The sequence below is a fragment of the Stenotrophomonas rhizophila genome, assembly GCF_001704155.1.
Classification (GTDB): Bacteria; Pseudomonadota; Gammaproteobacteria; order Xanthomonadales; family Xanthomonadaceae; genus Stenotrophomonas; species Stenotrophomonas rhizophila_A.
The window spans coordinates 3,460,450-3,476,458 of sequence record NZ_CP016294.1 but is presented as its reverse complement, the minus strand read 5'-3'; the positions used below and the strand labels follow the sequence as shown (position 1 = coordinate 3,476,458).

At 68.2% G+C, this 16,009-nt stretch carries 19 protein-coding genes and 1 other RNA gene; 5 read left to right on the top strand and 15 right to left on the bottom strand.

What is annotated here, in order from left to right:
• The first annotated feature begins 49 nt into the window (after window positions 1-49).
• The gene (locus tag BAY15_RS15500) at window positions 50-241 is read left to right on the top strand and encodes a rubredoxin (protein WP_068853901.1); all 192 of its coding nucleotides are present in this window, start codon (window positions 50-52) and stop codon (window positions 239-241) included.
• 61 nt (window positions 242-302) lie between these two features.
• On the opposite strand, the gene BAY15_RS15495 is transcribed toward BAY15_RS15500, so the two are convergent.
• The 8 genes from BAY15_RS15495 to BAY15_RS15460 form a co-directional block, all read right to left on the bottom strand.
• Window positions 303-1,148, bottom strand: a complete 846-nt coding sequence (locus BAY15_RS15495) for a SirB1 family protein (protein ID WP_068853900.1) — start codon at window positions 1,146-1,148, stop codon at window positions 303-305.
• A gap of 87 nt (window positions 1,149-1,235) precedes the next feature.
• Entirely contained in the window at window positions 1,236-1,691 is a 456-nt protein-coding gene (locus BAY15_RS15490; RefSeq protein ID WP_068853899.1) for a DUF192 domain-containing protein, read from the bottom strand.
• Between the two features lie 47 nt (window positions 1,692-1,738).
• The gene (gene rpiA / locus BAY15_RS15485) at window positions 1,739-2,386 is read right to left on the bottom strand and encodes a ribose-5-phosphate isomerase RpiA (RefSeq protein ID WP_068853898.1); all 648 of its coding nucleotides are present in this window, start codon (window positions 2,384-2,386) and stop codon (window positions 1,739-1,741) included.
• Window positions 2,387-2,411: 25 nt separating this feature from the next.
• On the bottom strand, window positions 2,412-2,888 hold the full coding sequence (locus BAY15_RS15480) for an EVE domain-containing protein (RefSeq protein ID WP_068853897.1): 477 nt from the start codon (window positions 2,886-2,888) through the stop codon (window positions 2,412-2,414).
• An 8-nt stretch (window positions 2,889-2,896) separates the two neighbouring features.
• Window positions 2,897-3,472, bottom strand: a complete 576-nt coding sequence (locus tag BAY15_RS15475; RefSeq protein ID WP_068853896.1) for a 5-formyltetrahydrofolate cyclo-ligase — start codon at window positions 3,470-3,472, stop codon at window positions 2,897-2,899.
• A gap of 70 nt (window positions 3,473-3,542) precedes the next feature.
• Window positions 3,543-3,727: non-coding RNA, 6S RNA (gene ssrS, locus BAY15_RS15470), on the bottom strand.
• Window positions 3,728-3,818: 91 nt separating this feature from the next.
• The gene (locus tag BAY15_RS15465; protein WP_068853895.1) at window positions 3,819-4,115 is read right to left on the bottom strand and encodes a cell division protein ZapA; all 297 of its coding nucleotides are present in this window, start codon (window positions 4,113-4,115) and stop codon (window positions 3,819-3,821) included.
• Window positions 4,112-4,333 (bottom strand): TIGR02449 family protein, encoded by a 222-nt coding sequence (locus BAY15_RS15460; RefSeq protein ID WP_068853894.1) that lies wholly within the window; start codon window positions 4,331-4,333, stop codon window positions 4,112-4,114. The genes BAY15_RS15465 and BAY15_RS15460 overlap by 4 nt, the downstream gene beginning before the upstream one ends.
• 129 nt (window positions 4,334-4,462) lie before the next feature.
• Here BAY15_RS15460 and BAY15_RS15455 point away from each other — a divergent pair, with 129 nt between their 5' ends.
• Together BAY15_RS15455 and BAY15_RS15450 are read left to right on the top strand one after the other, a co-directional pair.
• Window positions 4,463-5,011 carry a UPF0149 family protein gene (locus BAY15_RS15455; RefSeq protein WP_068853893.1) on the top strand — a complete coding sequence of 183 codons (549 nt, stop codon included), beginning with the start codon at window positions 4,463-4,465 and terminating at the stop codon, window positions 5,009-5,011.
• A gap of 7 nt (window positions 5,012-5,018) precedes the next feature.
• Window positions 5,019-6,347, top strand: a complete 1,329-nt coding sequence (locus BAY15_RS15450) for an aminopeptidase P N-terminal domain-containing protein (RefSeq protein ID WP_068854766.1) — start codon at window positions 5,019-5,021, stop codon at window positions 6,345-6,347.
• A 663-nt stretch (window positions 6,348-7,010) separates the two neighbouring features.
• On the opposite strand, the gene pepQ is transcribed toward BAY15_RS15450, so the two are convergent.
• The 7 genes from pepQ to rph form a co-directional block, all read right to left on the bottom strand.
• Window positions 7,011-8,336, bottom strand: a complete 1,326-nt coding sequence (pepQ, locus tag BAY15_RS15445) for a Xaa-Pro dipeptidase (RefSeq protein ID WP_068853892.1) — start codon at window positions 8,334-8,336, stop codon at window positions 7,011-7,013.
• Between the two features lie 82 nt (window positions 8,337-8,418).
• Entirely contained in the window at window positions 8,419-8,766 is a 348-nt protein-coding gene (locus BAY15_RS15440) for a PilZ domain-containing protein (RefSeq protein WP_068853891.1), read from the bottom strand.
• Complete coding sequence (locus BAY15_RS15435) at window positions 8,763-11,219, bottom strand: DUF1631 domain-containing protein (RefSeq protein WP_068853890.1); 2,457 nt, start codon at window positions 11,217-11,219, stop codon at window positions 8,763-8,765. The genes BAY15_RS15440 and BAY15_RS15435 overlap by 4 nt, the downstream gene beginning before the upstream one ends.
• An 82-nt stretch (window positions 11,220-11,301) precedes the next feature.
• Window positions 11,302-12,513: a radical SAM family heme chaperone HemW gene (gene hemW / locus BAY15_RS15430; protein ID WP_237334369.1), complete on the bottom strand. Its 1,212-nt coding sequence runs from the start codon at window positions 12,511-12,513 to the stop codon at window positions 11,302-11,304.
• Window positions 12,514-12,571: 58 nt separating this feature from the next.
• Window positions 12,572-13,165 (bottom strand): RdgB/HAM1 family non-canonical purine NTP pyrophosphatase, encoded by a 594-nt coding sequence (rdgB, locus tag BAY15_RS15425; protein WP_068853889.1) that lies wholly within the window; start codon window positions 13,163-13,165, stop codon window positions 12,572-12,574.
• Window positions 13,162-13,551 carry a VOC family protein gene (locus BAY15_RS15420; protein WP_068853888.1) on the bottom strand — a complete coding sequence of 130 codons (390 nt, stop codon included), beginning with the start codon at window positions 13,549-13,551 and terminating at the stop codon, window positions 13,162-13,164. Before BAY15_RS15420 ends, rdgB begins: the two co-directional genes overlap by 4 nt.
• Window positions 13,548-14,276 carry a ribonuclease PH gene (gene rph / locus BAY15_RS15415; protein ID WP_068853887.1) on the bottom strand — a complete coding sequence of 243 codons (729 nt, stop codon included), beginning with the start codon at window positions 14,274-14,276 and terminating at the stop codon, window positions 13,548-13,550. Before rph ends, BAY15_RS15420 begins: the two co-directional genes overlap by 4 nt.
• Window positions 14,277-14,396: 120 nt before the next feature.
• Here rph and BAY15_RS15410 point away from each other — a divergent pair, with 120 nt between their 5' ends.
• Together BAY15_RS15410 and gmk are read left to right on the top strand one after the other, a co-directional pair.
• Complete coding sequence (locus tag BAY15_RS15410) at window positions 14,397-15,257, top strand: YicC/YloC family endoribonuclease (protein WP_068853886.1); 861 nt, start codon at window positions 14,397-14,399, stop codon at window positions 15,255-15,257.
• Window positions 15,254-15,919, top strand: coding sequence for a guanylate kinase (gene gmk / locus BAY15_RS15405; protein ID WP_068853885.1), 666 nt, complete (start codon window positions 15,254-15,256; stop codon window positions 15,917-15,919). Before BAY15_RS15410 ends, gmk begins: the two co-directional genes overlap by 4 nt.
• The last annotated feature ends 90 nt before the right edge of the window (window positions 15,920-16,009 follow it).

Genomic DNA, 16,009 nt, shown 5'->3' with positions numbered 1-16,009 from the left:
GGAGTGGGACAATGGCCTATGACCGTACTGCCCAACGCCTGATTATCCGATGACCGACGCCACCGCCACCACCTTCCGCACCTGGATGTGCGTTGTCTGCGGCTTCATCTACAGGGAAGTCGATGGCCTGCCCGAAGAGGGCATCGCCCCGGGTACCGCCTGGGAAGACGTGCCCGATACCTGGACGTGCCCCGATTGCGGCGTGACCAAGGACGATTTCGAAATGGTCGAGATCGATTGACCGGTAGCGTTAGCGGGTAGAGCCGACTGTCAGTCGGCTCTACCCGGCGGGCGTCCCATGTTCAATGCAGGCGCGGTACGCGCCCCCCCATCTCCACCAGCTTCTCGCGCACCCACTGCGCATCATTGGCCTGGCCGTTGCGCTGCAGGTACAGCGCCAGGTCCTGGCGCGCGCCGGCCTGGTAATCCAGCTGCAGGTAGGCCAGGCCGCGGTCACGCAGGGCATCGTCCTGTTCCGGGGCGAGCTTCAGCAGGCGGTCGGCACTGCGCGCGGCGCGGTCCCACTCGCTGCGCTCCACATATACGCCGTGCAGGTTGCGCAGCATCCGCATCAGGATCGCCCGCGCCGGGGCCGCATCCAGGATCTGCGCCAGCACGCTGTCATCGGGTACTTCGCCGCCCAGGTGCGAGCGCGCGCGTTCGCGCAGCTCCTCCACGTCGAGCGGCCGCCCGCCGTTGAACGGGTCCATCACCAGCATGCCGTCGTCCACCGGCAGCCGCACCAGGAAATGGCCGGGGAAGGACACGCCGTCCAGCGGAATGCCCAGCCGCCGGGCCACTTCCATCTGCACCATGGCCAGGGAGATCGGGTTGCCCAGCCGGCGTTCGAACACCTGGTTGAGGTAGCTGTTACGGGGGTCGTAATACTCGCCATGGTCGCCGCCATAGCCGAGTTCATCGAACAGGTGGCGATTGACCGCCGCGATCTTGAGCGGCCAATGCTCGATCGTGTCCACCTCGGTGCGCAGGTGGTCGGCGTGGCTCTGCACCAGCGCGTCATAGACCTGCGGGTCCAGGTCGGGGTATTCGTCGCGGGCGATCAGCAGCGCCGTGGGCAACAGCGGCAGCGCCTCGTCGTCCAGTTCGGCCAGGGAGTCCCACGCCGGCAATGTCATTGGCGCCTGCATGGACACAGACTGGCGACAAACGCGGCCCGATTCAAGCGGGATCGCGTGAAAACTCCGGGACTGGCGGGGCGTGCCCGCCAGCCCGGTTCAGGGCTTGTCGGCGATACCCGGGCCGAAGGTCAGCACCGCGCCATCCTGCAGGCCCAGCTTCTCGGCCTGGCCGGCGTTGAGTTCCAGCACGTAACGGGCCGGGCCGCTGCTGGGATAGGGCGGGCAGCGGTCGCCGGCCGAACACGGCGGCACATCGCGCTGCTGGCTCACCAGGCGGCGCTGATCATCGAAATACAGGATGTCCAGCGCGATCTTGGTGTTCTTCATCCAGTACGCCTGCAGCTCCTGGCGGTCGTGCACGAACAGCATGCCGTGGTCGGCCGGCATCTCGTCGCGGAACATCAGGCCGCGCGTGCGGCTTTCATCGTTGGTGGCCAGTTCCACCTGGTAGCGGGCCCCGCCCAGTTCCACCCAATGGCTGGCACCGGCGCTGGCACAGCCGGACAACGTGAGCAGCAACAGCAGCGGCAGCAGCAGGCGCATGAAGGGCATGGGCGGTCCTCGCAGAAGAGCCGGCACGGGCGTGCCGACGGTGGATATCAGAACACCATCGGCGGTTCACCGCCAACAATCACCACATCGGCCGGGCGGCGCGCGAACAGGCCCACGGCAACCACGCCCGGCAGCTGGTTCAGCTCGCGCTCCAGCCCCACCGGGTCGGTGATCTGCAGGTGGTGGATGTCCAGGATCTGGTTGCCATTGTCGGTCACCACGCCTTCGCGCCAGGCGGGCTGGCCGCCGGTCATGTCCATGATGCGGCGGGCGATCAGGCTGCGCGCCATCGGGATCACTTCCACCGGCAGCGGGAATCTGCCCAGCACCGGCACCTGCTTGCTCGGGTCGATGATGCACACGAAGCGCTCGCTGGCCTCGGCGATGATCTTTTCGCGGGTCAGCGCGGCGCCACCGCCCTTGATCAGGCACTTGTTGCCGTCGCACTCGTCGGCGCCGTCCACGTACAGCGACAGGCCGCCGGTGTGGTTGAGTTCCAGCACCTCGATGCCGTGCTGCTTCAGGCGCGCGGTGCTCTGCTCGGAGCTGGACACGGTGCCCTTGATGCGGTGCTGGATGCGGGCCAGGCCGTCGATGAAGTAGGCAACGGTGGAGCCGGTGCCGACCCCGACGATCATGCCGTCTTCGACGTATTCGAGGGCTTTTTCTGCGGCGAGGCGTTTGGCTTCGGACATGGCGGGAAACTCGTGAAGGAAAAGGTCAGTGTTTTTCGAGCGACAGCAGCAGCTTCCACTGCGCGGCGGTCACCGGCAGGATCGACAGGCGGTTGCCGCGCGCGATCAGGGGAAACCCTTCGCCCAGCGCGTCGGCATGCAGCTTGATCTCGTCCAGCGAAATGGTGTCGCGCAGCTTGCGCTCGAAGGCCACGTCCACCAGCAGCCAGCGTGGCGTTTCGCGGGTGGCCTTGGGATCGTAATAGTCCGATTTCGGATCGAACTGGGTGTCGTCCGGATACGCCTCGGTGGCGACCGTGGCGATTCCCACGATGCCCGGCACCTTGGTGTTGGAGTGGTAGAACAGGATGCCGTCGCCGACCTTCATGCCATCGCGCATGAAGTTGCGCGCCTGGTAGTTGCGCACGCCGTTCCAGGGTTCCTGGCCCACGCGCTTGAGGTCATCGATGGAAAAGGCGTCCGGTTCGGACTTCATCAGCCAGTAGCGCTTGCGTGCGGTCATGCGTCGTTCTATCGGGGAAGGTACGTGGTGGTGTCGGTACAGATCGCATCCACGCCGACGTCCCACGGCTGCACGGGCAGCTCATCGACCTGCTGGACCGAAAAACCGACGCCGGCCAGCCACGGCGGGGCCGGGCGCTGGTTGCGGAATGCGAAGCTGCGATCATACCAGCCGCCTCCCATGCCCAGCCGCCGGCACTGCGCGTCGAAGCCCACCAGCGGAGCTACCACCAGCGTCATCTGGTCCGGCGCGAGGGTGTCGCCTGCGGCGATGTCGGGTTCTGGAATGCCGAAGCGGTTGCTGGTCAGCGGCTGGCCCGGGCGCCACGGCGCGAAGCGCAGCGTGTCGCCGGCCAGCACGGGCAGGCAGTAGACGGCGGTGTCGGGCAGGCGCATCTGCCAGCGGTGCAGCGCGATTTCGCCATCCAGTGCCCAGTACCCTGCCACGAAGCCGTGGGTGGGCGCGAAGGGCAATGCAAGCAGGGCATCGGCAAGCAGTTCGGCAGCGGCCAGCCGCTGCGCGGCGGGAATGTCTCGGCGGCGTTGGCGCAGCTGCTGGCGCAGTGCGGAGCGCGGGTCGGTCATGCCTGGGTCCGTTGGGGCCGGATAAAACAAGAGCGACGTTCCAGTGGAACGTCGCTCTTGCAGGAATACTGCATTCTCCGCGGTGACGATGCGTGCGAAACGACCTTGAACCCGGGGTTCAAGTGGGTACGCTGGGCCTCCATTGGGCTTCCCGCTACAAGGCGGACCTGCACTCCCGGCGACGTCGCGCACCCGTGGTCGTAATTAAGGGACAAGGCGAATGTTTGCACACGCCGTCGTTCACAGCAGAGAACGCATGGCCATTATAGCCAACCGGACCGGATCGGATACCCCGTTCGTCGGTCCAATTACGTGCCAATTCAGAACAATGAAAAACGCGTGCAGTTCAGCCCGCGTCGAGGGCCCGGTCCAGCCGCCTGTTCAGATCGGCCAGCGTCTGCTGCAGGGCGACCCCTTGGCGCGCATGGTCGTCGCGCAGCTGCTGCAGTTCATGCGCCAGGTTCAGCGCGGCCAGCACCGCGACGCGGTCCACGGCGGCCATGCGGTTGCTGCCGCGGATCTCGCGCATCTTGGCGTCCAGCAGGCGCGCGGCGGCGGTGAGGCTTTCGCGCTCTTCGGCGCCCACGCCCACGGTGTATTCGCGGTCCAGGATGCGGACACTGACCGGTTCGGTCTGGCTCATGTGTGCTGCTCCAGGCTTTTGAGCCGGGTGATCATCGCTTCCACCCGCGAGCGCGCCTGCTCGTTCTTGGCCAGCAGCTGCGAGCGCTCGTTGACCAGCTGTTCCTGCTGGTGGCGCAGGCTGCGGTTTTCCTCGGCCAGGCGCTGGTTGCGGTCCAGCAACGCCTCCACCCGGGCGGCAAAGGCCTGCAATTGGGCGATGGCATCGGCGGGTTCCATGTCCGGCACGATAGGCAAGCCGGGTGGAGGCGGTCAAGCTAATAATGACAAGGGGCGGATTGATACACTGTGGCGCTGCCAACCCAGGGTTGCCGGCGGCGCCGCCGACCCATCAGATCGAGCCCCAAGATGACCGAACTTCCGAGTGTCAACGACGTAAACCAGGCCAGCCAGGCGGCCGGCCTGGGCGCTACTGCCGCGGAGCTCCACGGAGGCCTGTGCGGCTGGCTGGCGGCCGGCGGCGCGCCGGTGCCCGAATGGCCGGCCCGTGTGCTGGCCGACGACAACCTGCCGACCCCGACCGCAGGCGATGCGCTGGACCGGCTGCTGGGCGCCAGCGTGGCGCAGCTGGAGGACCGGGATTTCGCCTTCGAGCTGCTGCTCAGCGACAGCGATGACACCGCCGCGCAGGCCGATGCGCTGTTCACCTGGGCGCGTGCGTTCCTGGGCGGCTTCGGCCTGGGTGCGGGCCAGCAGCGTCCCACCCTGTCCGAAGAAGGCGAAGAGGCGCTCAACGACCTGGCCAAGCTGGCCCAGGCCTCGAGCGAGGATTTTGAAAGCGGCAACGATGACGACGAGGACGCGCTCGCCGAAATCGAAGAATTCATCCGCGTGGCGGTGCTGATCCTGCACGGTGACTGCGTGATGGCCGTGCGCCACCGGCAGCGCCTGAACTGAGATGGATATCCGCGAGTTGACCGGCATCACCGCGGCCGAATACGCGGGGCGCCGCCAGGCGCTGATGGAAATGGCGGGCGATGATGCCATCCTGGTGCTGCCGGCCGCGTCGGAGCGGGTGCGCAGCCTGGATACGCACTATCCGTTCCGGCAGGATTCGGACTTCTGGTACCTGAGCGGCTTCCCGGAGCCGGATGCGGTGCTGGTGCTGATTCCTGGCCGCCGCCACGGCGAAGTGATCCTGTTCTGCCGCGAGCGCGACGCCGACCGCGAAGCCTGGGACGGCGCACGCGCCGGTCAGGAAGGCGCGGTGGCGCAGTACGGCATGGACGATGCGTACCCGATCGACGATCTGGACGACATCCTGCCGGGCCTGCTGGAAGGGCGCTCGCGGGTGTACTACCACTTCGGGCGCGACGCCGAGTTCGACCTGAAGCTGATCGGCTGGGTCAACCGGGTGCGTTCGCAGGTGCGGCATGGCGCGCAGCCGCCGCATGAATTCCTGGAGCTGGGCCACCTGTTGCACGAGCAGCGGTTGTTCAAGTCGAGCGCGGAAATCGCCCTGATGCAGCGCGCGGCCGATATCACGGTGCAGGCGCACCGGGTGGCGATGCGCGCGGCGCGGCCGGGCATCCACGAGTACGAGCTGCAGGCGGACCTGGAGCGCGAGTTCCGCGCCAACGATGCGTGGGCGGCCTACGGCAGCATCGTGGGTACCGGCGCCAACGGTTGCATCCTGCATTACCGCGCCAACAACGCGCGCAGTCGCGATGGCGAGCTGGTGCTGATCGATGCGGGCGCCGAGTACCGCGGCTACGCCAGCGACATCACGCGAACGTTCCCCGTAAATGGTCGCTTCACGGCCGAACAGCGCGCGCTGCACGATCTGGTCGGTGCGGCGCAGGCGGCAGCACTCGCGCAGGCCAAGCCGGGCGTGCCCTACGAGGCGGGCCACCTGGCGGCGGTACAGACGCTCACCGAAGGCCTGCTGCGGCTGGGCCTGCTCACCGGCACGCTGGAAGAAAACATCGCCGACGGCCATTACCAGCGTTTCTACCGGCACAAGACCGGGCACTGGCTGGGCCTGGACGTGCACGACGTGGGCGACTACCGCCTCGCGGGCGATTCGCGGCTGCTGGAACCGGGCATGGTGTTCACCATCGAGCCGGGCCTGTACATCAGCGCCGACGACCGCAGCGTGGAAGCGCGCTGGCGCGGCATCGGCATTCGCACCGAGGATGACGTAGTGATCACCGACAGCGGGCATCACGTGCTGACAGCTGGGTTGGCGCGAAGTGCTGATGAGATTGAAGCGGAGATGGCTTCTAGTCGCTGACTGCAGGGTTTGCGCTTAGAGCAGCGTTTCGGTTGCTACGTGCCGGGGAGGCCGACGGGCAGCCCCTTACGGGACACGCCGTAAACCGCCCTCCGGGCCCCGGCCCAGCCGCCAGCGGCTGTGCGTTCAGTCGCACGCGAGGCAGTGCCTCGCAAGCAGTGCGCCTTCACCCATGGGGGCTTGGCAAAAACATCCATGTTTTTGACAGTCCCTACAGGGGCTGCCCGCCGGCCTCCCCTGATGGTTGATCGCGTGCGGATGCAAAAAGCAGCCACGCATGGCGTGTCCCTACGCGGCGGGTGCGCGAATGGGGTTGAGGCCGGTTATGCGGCGGGTAAGCCGAATGGAGCTGGGGGCGGTAGCGTCGGTTCCCAAACGACGGCACGGAACACCACCTCGTCCGTTGACGCATGAAAACGATCGGCACTGCCGTTGATCTTCCCGTGGTCCCCAACACACCGTCGAGGGTCGGCGGGGGCGGGTTTGCGGGACTGTAGAAAACATGGATGTTTTCTACAAGCCCCCATGGATGGGTTCACGGCGTGTCCCGCAAACCCGCACCCGCCGGCCCAGCTCAGGCCACGCGATGCGCACCGGCTGTTCGCCAAAATGCATGAAGCAGCCGGGCAACAGCCCGGCTGCATGGGCAAGCGTCGATCAACGTTACGCCTTGGCAAACTCCGGCCGGGTCAGGTTGTCCGCATCGCCGTCGGTGCACAGCACTTCGTCTTCAATGCGGATGCCACCGTAAGGCCGGAAGAAGTCCACGCGAGCCCAGTCAATGCTGTCGCCGTGGCCGCGCTGCTTCACCTCGTCCAGCAGCATGTCGATGAAGTACACGCCCGGTTCGATGGTGACCACCATGCCCGGTTCCAATGCGCGGGTCAGGCGCAGGTACGGGTGGCCTTCCGGGCGCTCGACGCGGCCGCCGCGGTCGCTTGCCGCGAAGCCGGCCACGTCGTGGACCTGCAGGCCGATCAGGTGGCCCAGGCCGTGCGGGAAGAAGGCCGCGCTGACGCCGGTGGCCAGGGCCGCTTCCGGCGAGACCTTCAGCACCCCGAAGTCCTTCAGGATGCCCATCAGCGACAGATGCGCATCGATGTGCAGCTGCTTGTAATCCACGCCCGCCCGCACGCCGGCACCCATTTTCTGCTGGGCGGCATCGACCGCATCGATCATCGCCTGAAACTCGTCGTGGCCAGCGGCCGCATACGTGCGCGTGATATCGCTGGCGTAGCCGTACGCGCTGGCGCCGGCGTCGATCAGGAAGCTGCGCAGCGGCTGCGGCGCGCTGCGGCCCAGGTCGGTGTAATGAAGCACCGCAGCATGTTCGTTCAGTCCGATGATGTTGCCGTAGGGCAGTTCGTTCGCATCCTGACCGACCGCGCGGCAGTAAGCCATGTGAATCTCGAACTCGCTGGCACCGGCGCGGAACGCCGCCTCGGCCGCGCGGTGGCCGCGCACGCCCAGCTGCTGGGCCTGGCGCATCAGCGCGATTTCATACGCCGTCTTGTACGCCCGGTGCCAGTCCAGATAGTGGATCACCGGCTCGGGGTTGTTCGGGGTGAACGCGCCCAGCGCGCTCTGCGGCTCGCCCAGGATCGCGCAGCGCGCCGCATCGCGTGGCAGCAGCGCCAGCGCCTGGTCCGGCGTGCGGATGATCTCGATGTCGAAATGGTCCACCCACCAGCCGTTCGGCGCATCGGGCACCACGTGCCAGTAATCGAACGGCTGGTGGAAGATCACCTTCGGGCGCTGGCCCGGGGTGTACACCACCCAGCTGTTGGGCACCTTGGTCAGCGGCAGCCAGGCCTTGAAGTTCGGGTTCACCGCGTACGGGTAATCGCGGTCATCGAAGGCCTGGTAGTGCAGCGTGCCGCTGGGAATCACCAGGTGGTCGAAGCCGCCGCGCGCCAGCGCCTCGTCGGCGCGTTGGCACAGCACGCGGACATGATGGGAATACAGGGCGGCGAGGTCGGGCTGGTTCATCGCGGAAGCTCACAGGGCAGTGCGGAATGCAGCCCCTGATTCTGCCGCAATCAGCCCGTGCGCGCTGTGCCGGAACCGGCACTCACACCGCCGAAGATTCCTCGGCGATCCAGGCGCGCAGCTGGTCGCGGTGCTCGCGGCTCAGCGTGAGGAAGCGGAAGCCCGCCCAGGACTGGCCCGGCGCATTGCTCTGTTCGATCCACAGCAGGTGCGCCCCCACGTCCACCTGCACCGGTTGGCCGTTCGGCCCCTGGATGGCGAAGCGGAACTGGTAGTTGCCGTCCGGCGTCAATGGCACCGAACAGATCATCAGCATGCCGGTTTCGGACACATTGCCCAGCCGGCCGATCACCGCCTCGGCCATCGTGTCGGTCACCGGCACCTGCTCGGCCACCTGGCGGCGGGGCGCGCGGCGGGTGTCGTCGTTCATTCGTCAGTCTCTGCAGTGGCCGGGGTGCCGGCCAGCGAGCGCAGGGTGCGCAGCGTGGCCTGCCAGGCGCGGTCGATCAGGCGGCTCTTGCCCTCGCTGACCAGGCGCGCCTGCCCGTGCACCATCAGCCGGGCCAGGCTGTCCAGCGAATGCTCGGCCACCTTCTGCCCGCGCGGATTGACGAACAGCGCGTTGTCGGTGATCAGGCTGTACCAGGACAGCCGCTGGCGGCGCATGTCGCCCTGCTGGTTGGTGGTGAATTCGAACCAGGTGCCGAACGGCAGCGTGCGCAGCTGGCGGTAACAGTCTTCCTCGGCAGGGCTGCGCGCCAGCGGCGCCTCGCGCCGGGCTTCGGTGCCTTCGGCCTGCTCCCCCAGCCGGGTGCGCGCACGGATGCGCGCGGTCAGTTCGGTGCGTGAGCTGCTGTCGTCTTCACCGCCCGGGGTGGACAGCCGTCGCGCGATCGCCGCCGCTTCGTCCTGGTGGTAGCCGACCTGCAGCAGTGCCGCTTCGACCTGCTCGCCGAGCTGGGTATCACTCCCGGCGCTGCCGGGTGGTTGGCAGGTGACCTCGGCGATGCGTGCGGTTTCCTGCTCGCGCGCCTGCCATTGCTCGGAGCCTTCGCCGCTGCGCAGCAGGGTCAGGGTCAGCACGTCCGACCAGGCCTGCTTCAGCAGCGACTGCACGAACCGCGGCGGCGCGGTCTGCGCGCACAGCTGTTCGATGCTGGCGCCGGCCTGCTGCTTGGCCGATTCCAGCCGTTCCTTGCCGCGCGCCGCTTCCACGTGGCGGCGCTCGGCCAGCTCGGCCTTGTGCGCCAGGGCCCGGAAGTGCTGCTGGATCTCGTCGTTGGCCGCTTCGAAGACCGCCGAATCACCCTCGTAGTCGGTGACCACCTTGTCGACGGCGCGGTCCAGCTTCTGCACCAGCTGCGGGTCGACATCCTCCTCGCCCAGCCAATTGGCGCCGGCTTCGGCCACCGCGTTGAGCAGCTCGCGGGCCGGGTGCTGGTCGCGCACGAAGAAGGCCGGGTCGGACAGTGCCGCGCGCGCCACCGGCACCTGCAGGCGGGTGAGCAGGTCCACGGCGGCCGCGTCGGGGCGGACCTCGCGGTGGATCTGCCCGTACAGCATGTCCAGCAGGTCGAAGGTGTCGGTGTCCTTGACCGTCAGCGCGGCCTGCGGGCCGTGGTCGGCGCGCATCTGGGCGAGCAGGGCGTTGTGCAGGTCGGCCATGGTGCGGCGCACGCCGGCCGACTGCGCCTGCAGCTTGGCCAATGTGGCGTGGAGGTTGCCGCTCGAGATCGCGACCGGTTCCGGCCGATCACCTGCCCCCGCGGCCTCCGGATGGGGCGACGCCCCGGTTGCGGCTTGTGCTCCCTCCACGCCACCGGTGTCAGGGCCGGCGGCGGTACCGGGCTGGCCCGGCGTTACTGGAATGCCATGGCCGAGACCCGCCGGGCCCTGGGTATGCCGGGCGGCGTCCAGCAGGTGGTGCAGGGCGGACAACGCCGGGGCGTTCATGTCCACCGGGGCGACATCCGCGGGCGCTGCAGCGGCCACGGCCGGCGCCGGCGGCGCCATCTGGCCGATCACCTCGCTGGTCATCGCCGCCCAGTTGCCGCTGGCGGCCGAGCCGCTCCAGCCGGTGAGCGGGCGTCCGCCCGCCCCGCCGGGTTCGCGCGCCGGCGCGGTGCCGGCGCCGCGCTCGGGGCCGGTGACGATCCGCCGCGTGGTGGCCGAGCGCGCCAGATACGGGGTGTAGACCAGCCCTGGCAGCACGCCCTCATGGGTCAGCAGCACGTTGGCGCGTTCCAGCAGCTCGCCCAGGCGTTCCAGCAGCTGGCGGTCGAACACGCGGAACAGCGCCAGCTGGGTTTCCAGGCCCAGCGCGAATTCCTCGCCCAGCTCACGGGTGATCCGGCACAGCACGTAGGGCCCGAACGGCAGGTCCTCGGCGTCGAACGCGGGGCCGGCAGCGAGCACGCCGAAGCGCTGCCCGAGCAGCTGCAGCGCACTGGCCGAGCGCTGCGCCTCGCGCCGGGTGATGTCGGCCAGCACGATGTCGCGGTCGATATCAGTGTCGGTGACCAGGGTCAGCGTGGTGGCCGCCACCGGCGCGCTGGGGGCCGGCACGTGCCGCACCCGCGGTTCGCGCAGGTTGGCCAGGGCCGTGGCCAGGGCGTCCAGGAAGCGCGGCGCAAACTGCGCGTTGACGTCGTGCAGGCGCCGGGCCTGGGCGTAGATGTCGGCCTGGATCTGGCTGTTGCGGGCGCGTTCGGCATCGCGGAACAGCTCGCGCTCCAGCTCCACGATGGTCAGCTTGAGCGGGGTGCTCAGGGTCTGCACGGCCAGCGCGTGCAGCGCCGCCAGCAGGCGGCGCACGCGCGGCGGTGCATCGACCCCGGCGAACCGGATCGGATCGGATGACGATGAAGGTGCGGACGCAGACATCCGTTGTAGGTTCCGGCTCCCCTGAGAGCACAGAATCTAACGTTTTCCCGGGGTCCCCGCCAGAAGGGATCTCCCGACAACCTCAGCCCAGGAACAACTCCACCACGTCGTTGGTGAAACGCCGGCCCAGCTCGGTCGGCTGCACCTGGTCGCCCTGCACCGTCATCCATCCCCTGGCGAGGGCGGTCTGCAGCGGCGCGGCGATGCTCGCCCGGTCCAACCCGGTGCGCGACTCGAAGTCCTTGAACCGGAAGCCCTCGTGCAGGCGCAGCAGGTTGAGCATGTACTCGAACGGCAGGCGGTCGGCGCCGATCACCTCGTCGCCGCCGATCGACGCGGCCGTGCCGGCAGTGTCCATGAACGTCTGCGGGTGCTTGTGCTTCCAGCGGCGCAGCACGTGCTGCCCGGCGCCGGAGCTGATCTTGCCGTGGGCGCCGGCACCGATGCCCAGGTAATCGCCGAAGCGCCAGTAGTTCAGGTTGTGCTGGCTCTGCCGCCCGGGGCGCGCGTAGGCGCTCACTTCGTACTGCGCATAGCCGGCCTCGGCCAGCAGGCGCTGGCAGTGTTCCTGCATGTCCCAGGCCGAATCATCGTCGGGAATGCCCTGCGGCGGCCGTGCGAAGAACACGGTGTTCGGCTCCAGGGTGAGCTGGTAGTGCGACAGGTGGGTGGGCTGCAGCGCGAACGCACGTTCCAGGTCGTGCTCGGCCTGGGCCAGGGTCTGCTGCGGCAGCGCGTACATCAGGTCGATGTTGAAGTTGTCGTAGCCGGCATCCTGGGCCAGCTTCACCGCGCGCTCGGCTTCACCGCTGTCATGGATGCGGCCCAGCCGCTGCAGCGCCCCATCGTTGAAGGTCTGGATGCCGAAGCTGATCCGGTTCACCCCGGCCGCGCGGTAGCGGTCGAAGCGCCCGTGCTCGGCCGTGCCCGGGTTGGTTTCCAGGGTCACCTCCAGGTTCGGGGCGAAGCGCAGCCGTGCCGAAGCTGCCTGCAGGAAGCGGTCGATCGCCTCCGGCGGGAACAGGCTGGGCGTGCCGCCGCCGAAGAACACGCTGTTCACCACCCGACCCCAGACCAGCGGCAGGTCCTGGTCGAGGTCGCGGATCAGCGCGTCGATGTAGGACTCGAACGGCAGTTCGCCCTTGGCCTGGTGCGAGTTGAAATCGCAATACGGGCACTTGCGCACGCACCACGGCAGGTGCACGTACAGCGACAGCGGCGGCGGTACCAGCGAGACCGCGTGGTCGTGGTCGCAGCTTTCGCCCGGAAGGTGGTGGCAATCGGTGTCGGACATCGTGCTCATCGGTAGCGCCGGCCGTTGGCCGGCCCTCGGGAAATCATCAACAATCGATTCAGATCAACGCCGACAGCTTCTGCTTCAACACCTGCAGCGCCTTGCCGCGGTGGCTCATCGCGTTCTTTACATCCGGTGCCATTTCCGCGGCGGTCTGGCCCAGCACCGTGTCCAGGAACAGCGGGTTGTAGCCGAAGCCGTGGCTGCCGCGCAGTTCGTCCAGGATCTCGCCTTCCCAGCTGCCTTCGCAGATCAGCGGCTGCGGGTCGTTGGCGTGGCGCAGCAGCACGATCACCGCGTAGAAGCGCGCGGTGCGGCGCTCGGCCGGTACATCGCGCATGGCGTCCAGCAGCTTGGCGTTGTTGGCCGCGTCATCGGTCGGGCTGCCGGCATAACGCGCGCTGTACAGACCGGGCGCGCCGTCCAGCGCATCCACGATCAGGCCCGAATCGTCGGCCAGCGCCGGCAGGCCGGTGCTGGCGCAGGCATGGCGGGCCTTGATCAATGCGTTCTCGACGAAGGTCAGGCCGGTTTCCGGCACATCGCTCACGCCCAGCGCGCCCTGCGCCACGATTTCCAGCGGCAGGCCGGCCAGCATGGCCTGCAGTTCCTTCAGCTTGCCGGCGTTGCCGCTGGCCAGTACCAGTTTCATTGCTTGGGCTCCAGCAGGTCCCACGTGTTGCCGTACAGGTCGCGGAACACCGCAACCGTGGCGTAGGGCTCCTCGCGCGGGGCTTCGAGGAATTCCACGCCGCGCGCGGTCATCGCGGCATGGTCGCGGTAAAAATCGTCGGTGTTGAGGAAGAAACCGACCCGGCCACCGGTCTGGTTGCCGACGCGGCTCTGCTGCTCTTCATTGCTGGCGCGTGCCAGCAGCAGCGCCGCCGCGCTGCCGTCGGTAGGACCGACCACCACCCAGCGCTTGCTGCCCTGGTCGATGTCATCGATCAGATGGAAGCCGAGCTTGCCCGTGTACCAGGCGATCGCCTCGTCGTAATCGGCCACCACCAGGGTGACCAGGGCGAGGCGCCGGCTCACGGCTGCGCCAGTGCGGCCTGCTGGGCCGCGAACAGGTCGGTGATGCCCTTTTCGGCCAGCGCCAGCAGCGCGTCCAGCTCATCGCGGCGGAACGCGTGGCCTTCGGCGGTGCCCTGCAGCTCGATGAAGCCGCCGCCGTCGTTCATCACCACGTTCATGTCGGTGTCGCAGTCGCTGTCTTCGGCGTAGTCCAGGTCCAGCACCGGGGTGCCGCGGTAGATGCCGACCGACACCGCGGCCACGGCGCCGAAGATCGGGTTGCGCTTGATGTCGCCGCGCTTGATCAGGAAGTTCACCGCATCCACCAGCGCCACGTAGGCACCGGTGATGGCGGCGGTGCGGGTGCCGCCATCGGCCTGCAGCACGTCGCAGTCGAGGGTGATGGTGCGTTCGCCCAGTGCGCTCCGATCAATGCAGGCGCGCAGGGTGCGGCCGATCAGGCGCTGGATTTCCAGGGTGCGGCCGCCCTGCTTGCCGCGCGCCGCTTCGCGGTCGTTGCGGGTGTGGGTGGAGCGCGGCAGCATGCCGTATTCGGCCGTGACCCAGCCTTCGCCCTTGCCGCGCAGGAAGCCCGGTACGCGGTTTTCCACGCTGGCGGTGCACAGCACGCGGGTTTCACCGAAGCTGACCAGCACCGAGCCTTCGGCATGGCGGGTGAAGGCGCGTTCGATGCGCACTTCGCGCAACTGCTCGGCCTGGCGGCCGCTGGGACGGGGATCGGACATGGATGGCTTCCGGTAAGACGAGGGATGCGGGACCGCGCCCGGACCGGGGACCGGCAGGCGAGGAGGCTCCAAAGGAACCGCTAGGGTACCATTTGCACTTTGAGAGCACCGGAAACCCGCATGATTCGAAGCATGACCGCCTATGCCGGCGGCGAGCGCGCCACGCCCTGGGGCACGCTGGCCTGTGAGCTGCGCTCGGTCAACCACCGGTTCCTGGAGGTGGGCGTGCGCCTGCCCGAGGAGCTGCGTGCGCTTGAACCGCAACTGCGGGAGCGTGTCGCCAACCGCTGCAGCCGCGGCAAGATCGATCTGGTCATGCGCCTGCGCGCGCCGGAGGTCACCGGGGCATTGGTGGTCAACGACGCGCTGCTGGCCCAGCTCGGCGAGCTGGCCAGCCGGCTGGCGCCGGGCTTCCCCAGCCTGCAGGTGAGCTTCACCGAGCTGCTGCAGGTGCCAGGCGTGATGCAGGGCGAGGCAGTTGATGCCGCCGCCCTTCAGGCCGAGGCCCTGGCCCTGCTGGAAGAGAGCCTGGACGGTTTCGTCGCCGCGCGTGAGCGCGAGGGCGACAAGCTGGCCACGGCGATTCAGGAGCGCGTCGATGGCGTGGAGCGCATCGCCGCCGAGGTCACCACCCTGATTCCGCTGATCCGCGATGGCCAGCGCGCCAAGCTGTCGGCCCGGCTGGCCGACCTGCCGCACCCGGTCGATCCCGGCCGCGCCGAGCAGGAACTGGTGCTGTGGCTGCAGAAGCTGGACGTGGACGAGGAGCTGGACCGCCTGCGCAGCCACATCGTGGAAATCCGCCGCGTGCTCACGCAGCGCGAGCCGGTCGGCCGCCGCCTGGACTTCCTGCTGCAGGAGTTCAACCGCGAAGCCAACACGCTGGGCTCCAAGTCGGTGGACAGCCGCACCTCCAATGCCGCCGTCGAGCTGAAGGTGCTGATCGACCAGATCCGCGAACAGGTGCAGAACATCGAATGAGCAGCCAGCCCCTCCAGAGCCCGGAACCGGCCCGCGGCACGCTGTACATCGTGGCCGCCCCGTCCGGGGCCGGCAAGAGCAGCATCGTCAATGCGACCCTGGCCCGCGACCCGCAGATCGCCCTGTCGATCTCGTTCACCTCGCGCGCGATGCGCCCGGGCGAAGTGAACGGCGAGCACTATCACTTTGTCAGTGCGCCCGAGTTCGAGCGGATGATCGCCGCCGGCGACTTCTTCGAACACGCCTGGGTGCATGGGGACTGGAAGGGCACCGCCCGCCAGTCGGTCGAGCCGCAGTTGTCGGCCGGCCAGGACGTGCTGCTGGAGATCGACTGGCAGGGCGCCCAGCAGGTCCGCCAGCTGGTCCCCGGCACGGTCACGGTGTTCATCCTGCCGCCGTCGAAGCAGGCCCTGCAGGACCGCATGCGCAAGCGCGGGCAGGACAGCGAGGCGGTGATCGCCCAGCGCCTGGCCGCCGCCCGCGAGGAAATGCTGCATTTCAACGACTTCGACTACGTCATCGTCAACGAAGTGTTCGAGACCGCCGTGGACGAGCTGTGCGCCATCTTCACCGCCAGTCGCCTGCGCCGGGAGGCCCAGAAGGTCCGCCACGCGGGCCTGATCCAGGCCCTGCTGACCCAGGACGCAACGGCAACTGACTGATTCACAAGGGGCGGGTAGCCGGTCGGCTTGATTTTGTCCAGCCCTGGCCGGTACAATCCGTCCCCTTTCCCTCATTCGATGAGCAGCCCC

Coding starts and splice junctions, on each gene's coding strand:
- BAY15_RS15500 (WP_068853901.1), top strand. CDS start 50: ATGACCGACGCCACCGCCACCACCTTCCGCACCTGGATGTGCGTTGTC.
- pepQ (WP_068853892.1), bottom strand. CDS start 8,336: ATGAACCAGCCCGACCTCGCCGCCCTGTATTCCCATCATGTCCGCGTG.
- hemW (WP_237334369.1), bottom strand. CDS start 12,513: ATGTCCGACACCGATTGCCACCACCTTCCGGGCGAAAGCTGCGACCAC.
- rdgB (WP_068853889.1), bottom strand. CDS start 13,165: ATGAAACTGGTACTGGCCAGCGGCAACGCCGGCAAGCTGAAGGAACTG.
- BAY15_RS15495 (WP_068853900.1), bottom strand. CDS start 1,148: ATGCAGGCGCCAATGACATTGCCGGCGTGGGACTCCCTGGCCGAACTG.
- BAY15_RS15465 (WP_068853895.1), bottom strand. CDS start 4,115: ATGAGCCAGACCGAACCGGTCAGTGTCCGCATCCTGGACCGCGAATAC.
- BAY15_RS15440 (WP_068853891.1), bottom strand. CDS start 8,766: ATGAACGACGACACCCGCCGCGCGCCCCGCCGCCAGGTGGCCGAGCAG.
- rpiA (WP_068853898.1), bottom strand. CDS start 2,386: ATGTCCGAAGCCAAACGCCTCGCCGCAGAAAAAGCCCTCGAATACGTC.
- rph (WP_068853887.1), bottom strand. CDS start 14,276: ATGTCCGATCCCCGTCCCAGCGGCCGCCAGGCCGAGCAGTTGCGCGAA.
- BAY15_RS15480 (WP_068853897.1), bottom strand. CDS start 2,888: ATGACCGCACGCAAGCGCTACTGGCTGATGAAGTCCGAACCGGACGCC.
- BAY15_RS15410 (WP_068853886.1), top strand. CDS start 14,397: ATGATTCGAAGCATGACCGCCTATGCCGGCGGCGAGCGCGCCACGCCC.
- gmk (WP_068853885.1), top strand. CDS start 15,254: ATGAGCAGCCAGCCCCTCCAGAGCCCGGAACCGGCCCGCGGCACGCTG.
- BAY15_RS15475 (WP_068853896.1), bottom strand. CDS start 3,472: ATGACCGACCCGCGCTCCGCACTGCGCCAGCAGCTGCGCCAACGCCGC.
- BAY15_RS15460 (WP_068853894.1), bottom strand. CDS start 4,333: ATGGAACCCGCCGATGCCATCGCCCAATTGCAGGCCTTTGCCGCCCGG.
- BAY15_RS15435 (WP_068853890.1), bottom strand. CDS start 11,219: ATGTCTGCGTCCGCACCTTCATCGTCATCCGATCCGATCCGGTTCGCC.
- BAY15_RS15455 (WP_068853893.1), top strand. CDS start 4,463: ATGACCGAACTTCCGAGTGTCAACGACGTAAACCAGGCCAGCCAGGCG.
- BAY15_RS15490 (WP_068853899.1), bottom strand. CDS start 1,691: ATGCCCTTCATGCGCCTGCTGCTGCCGCTGCTGTTGCTGCTCACGTTG.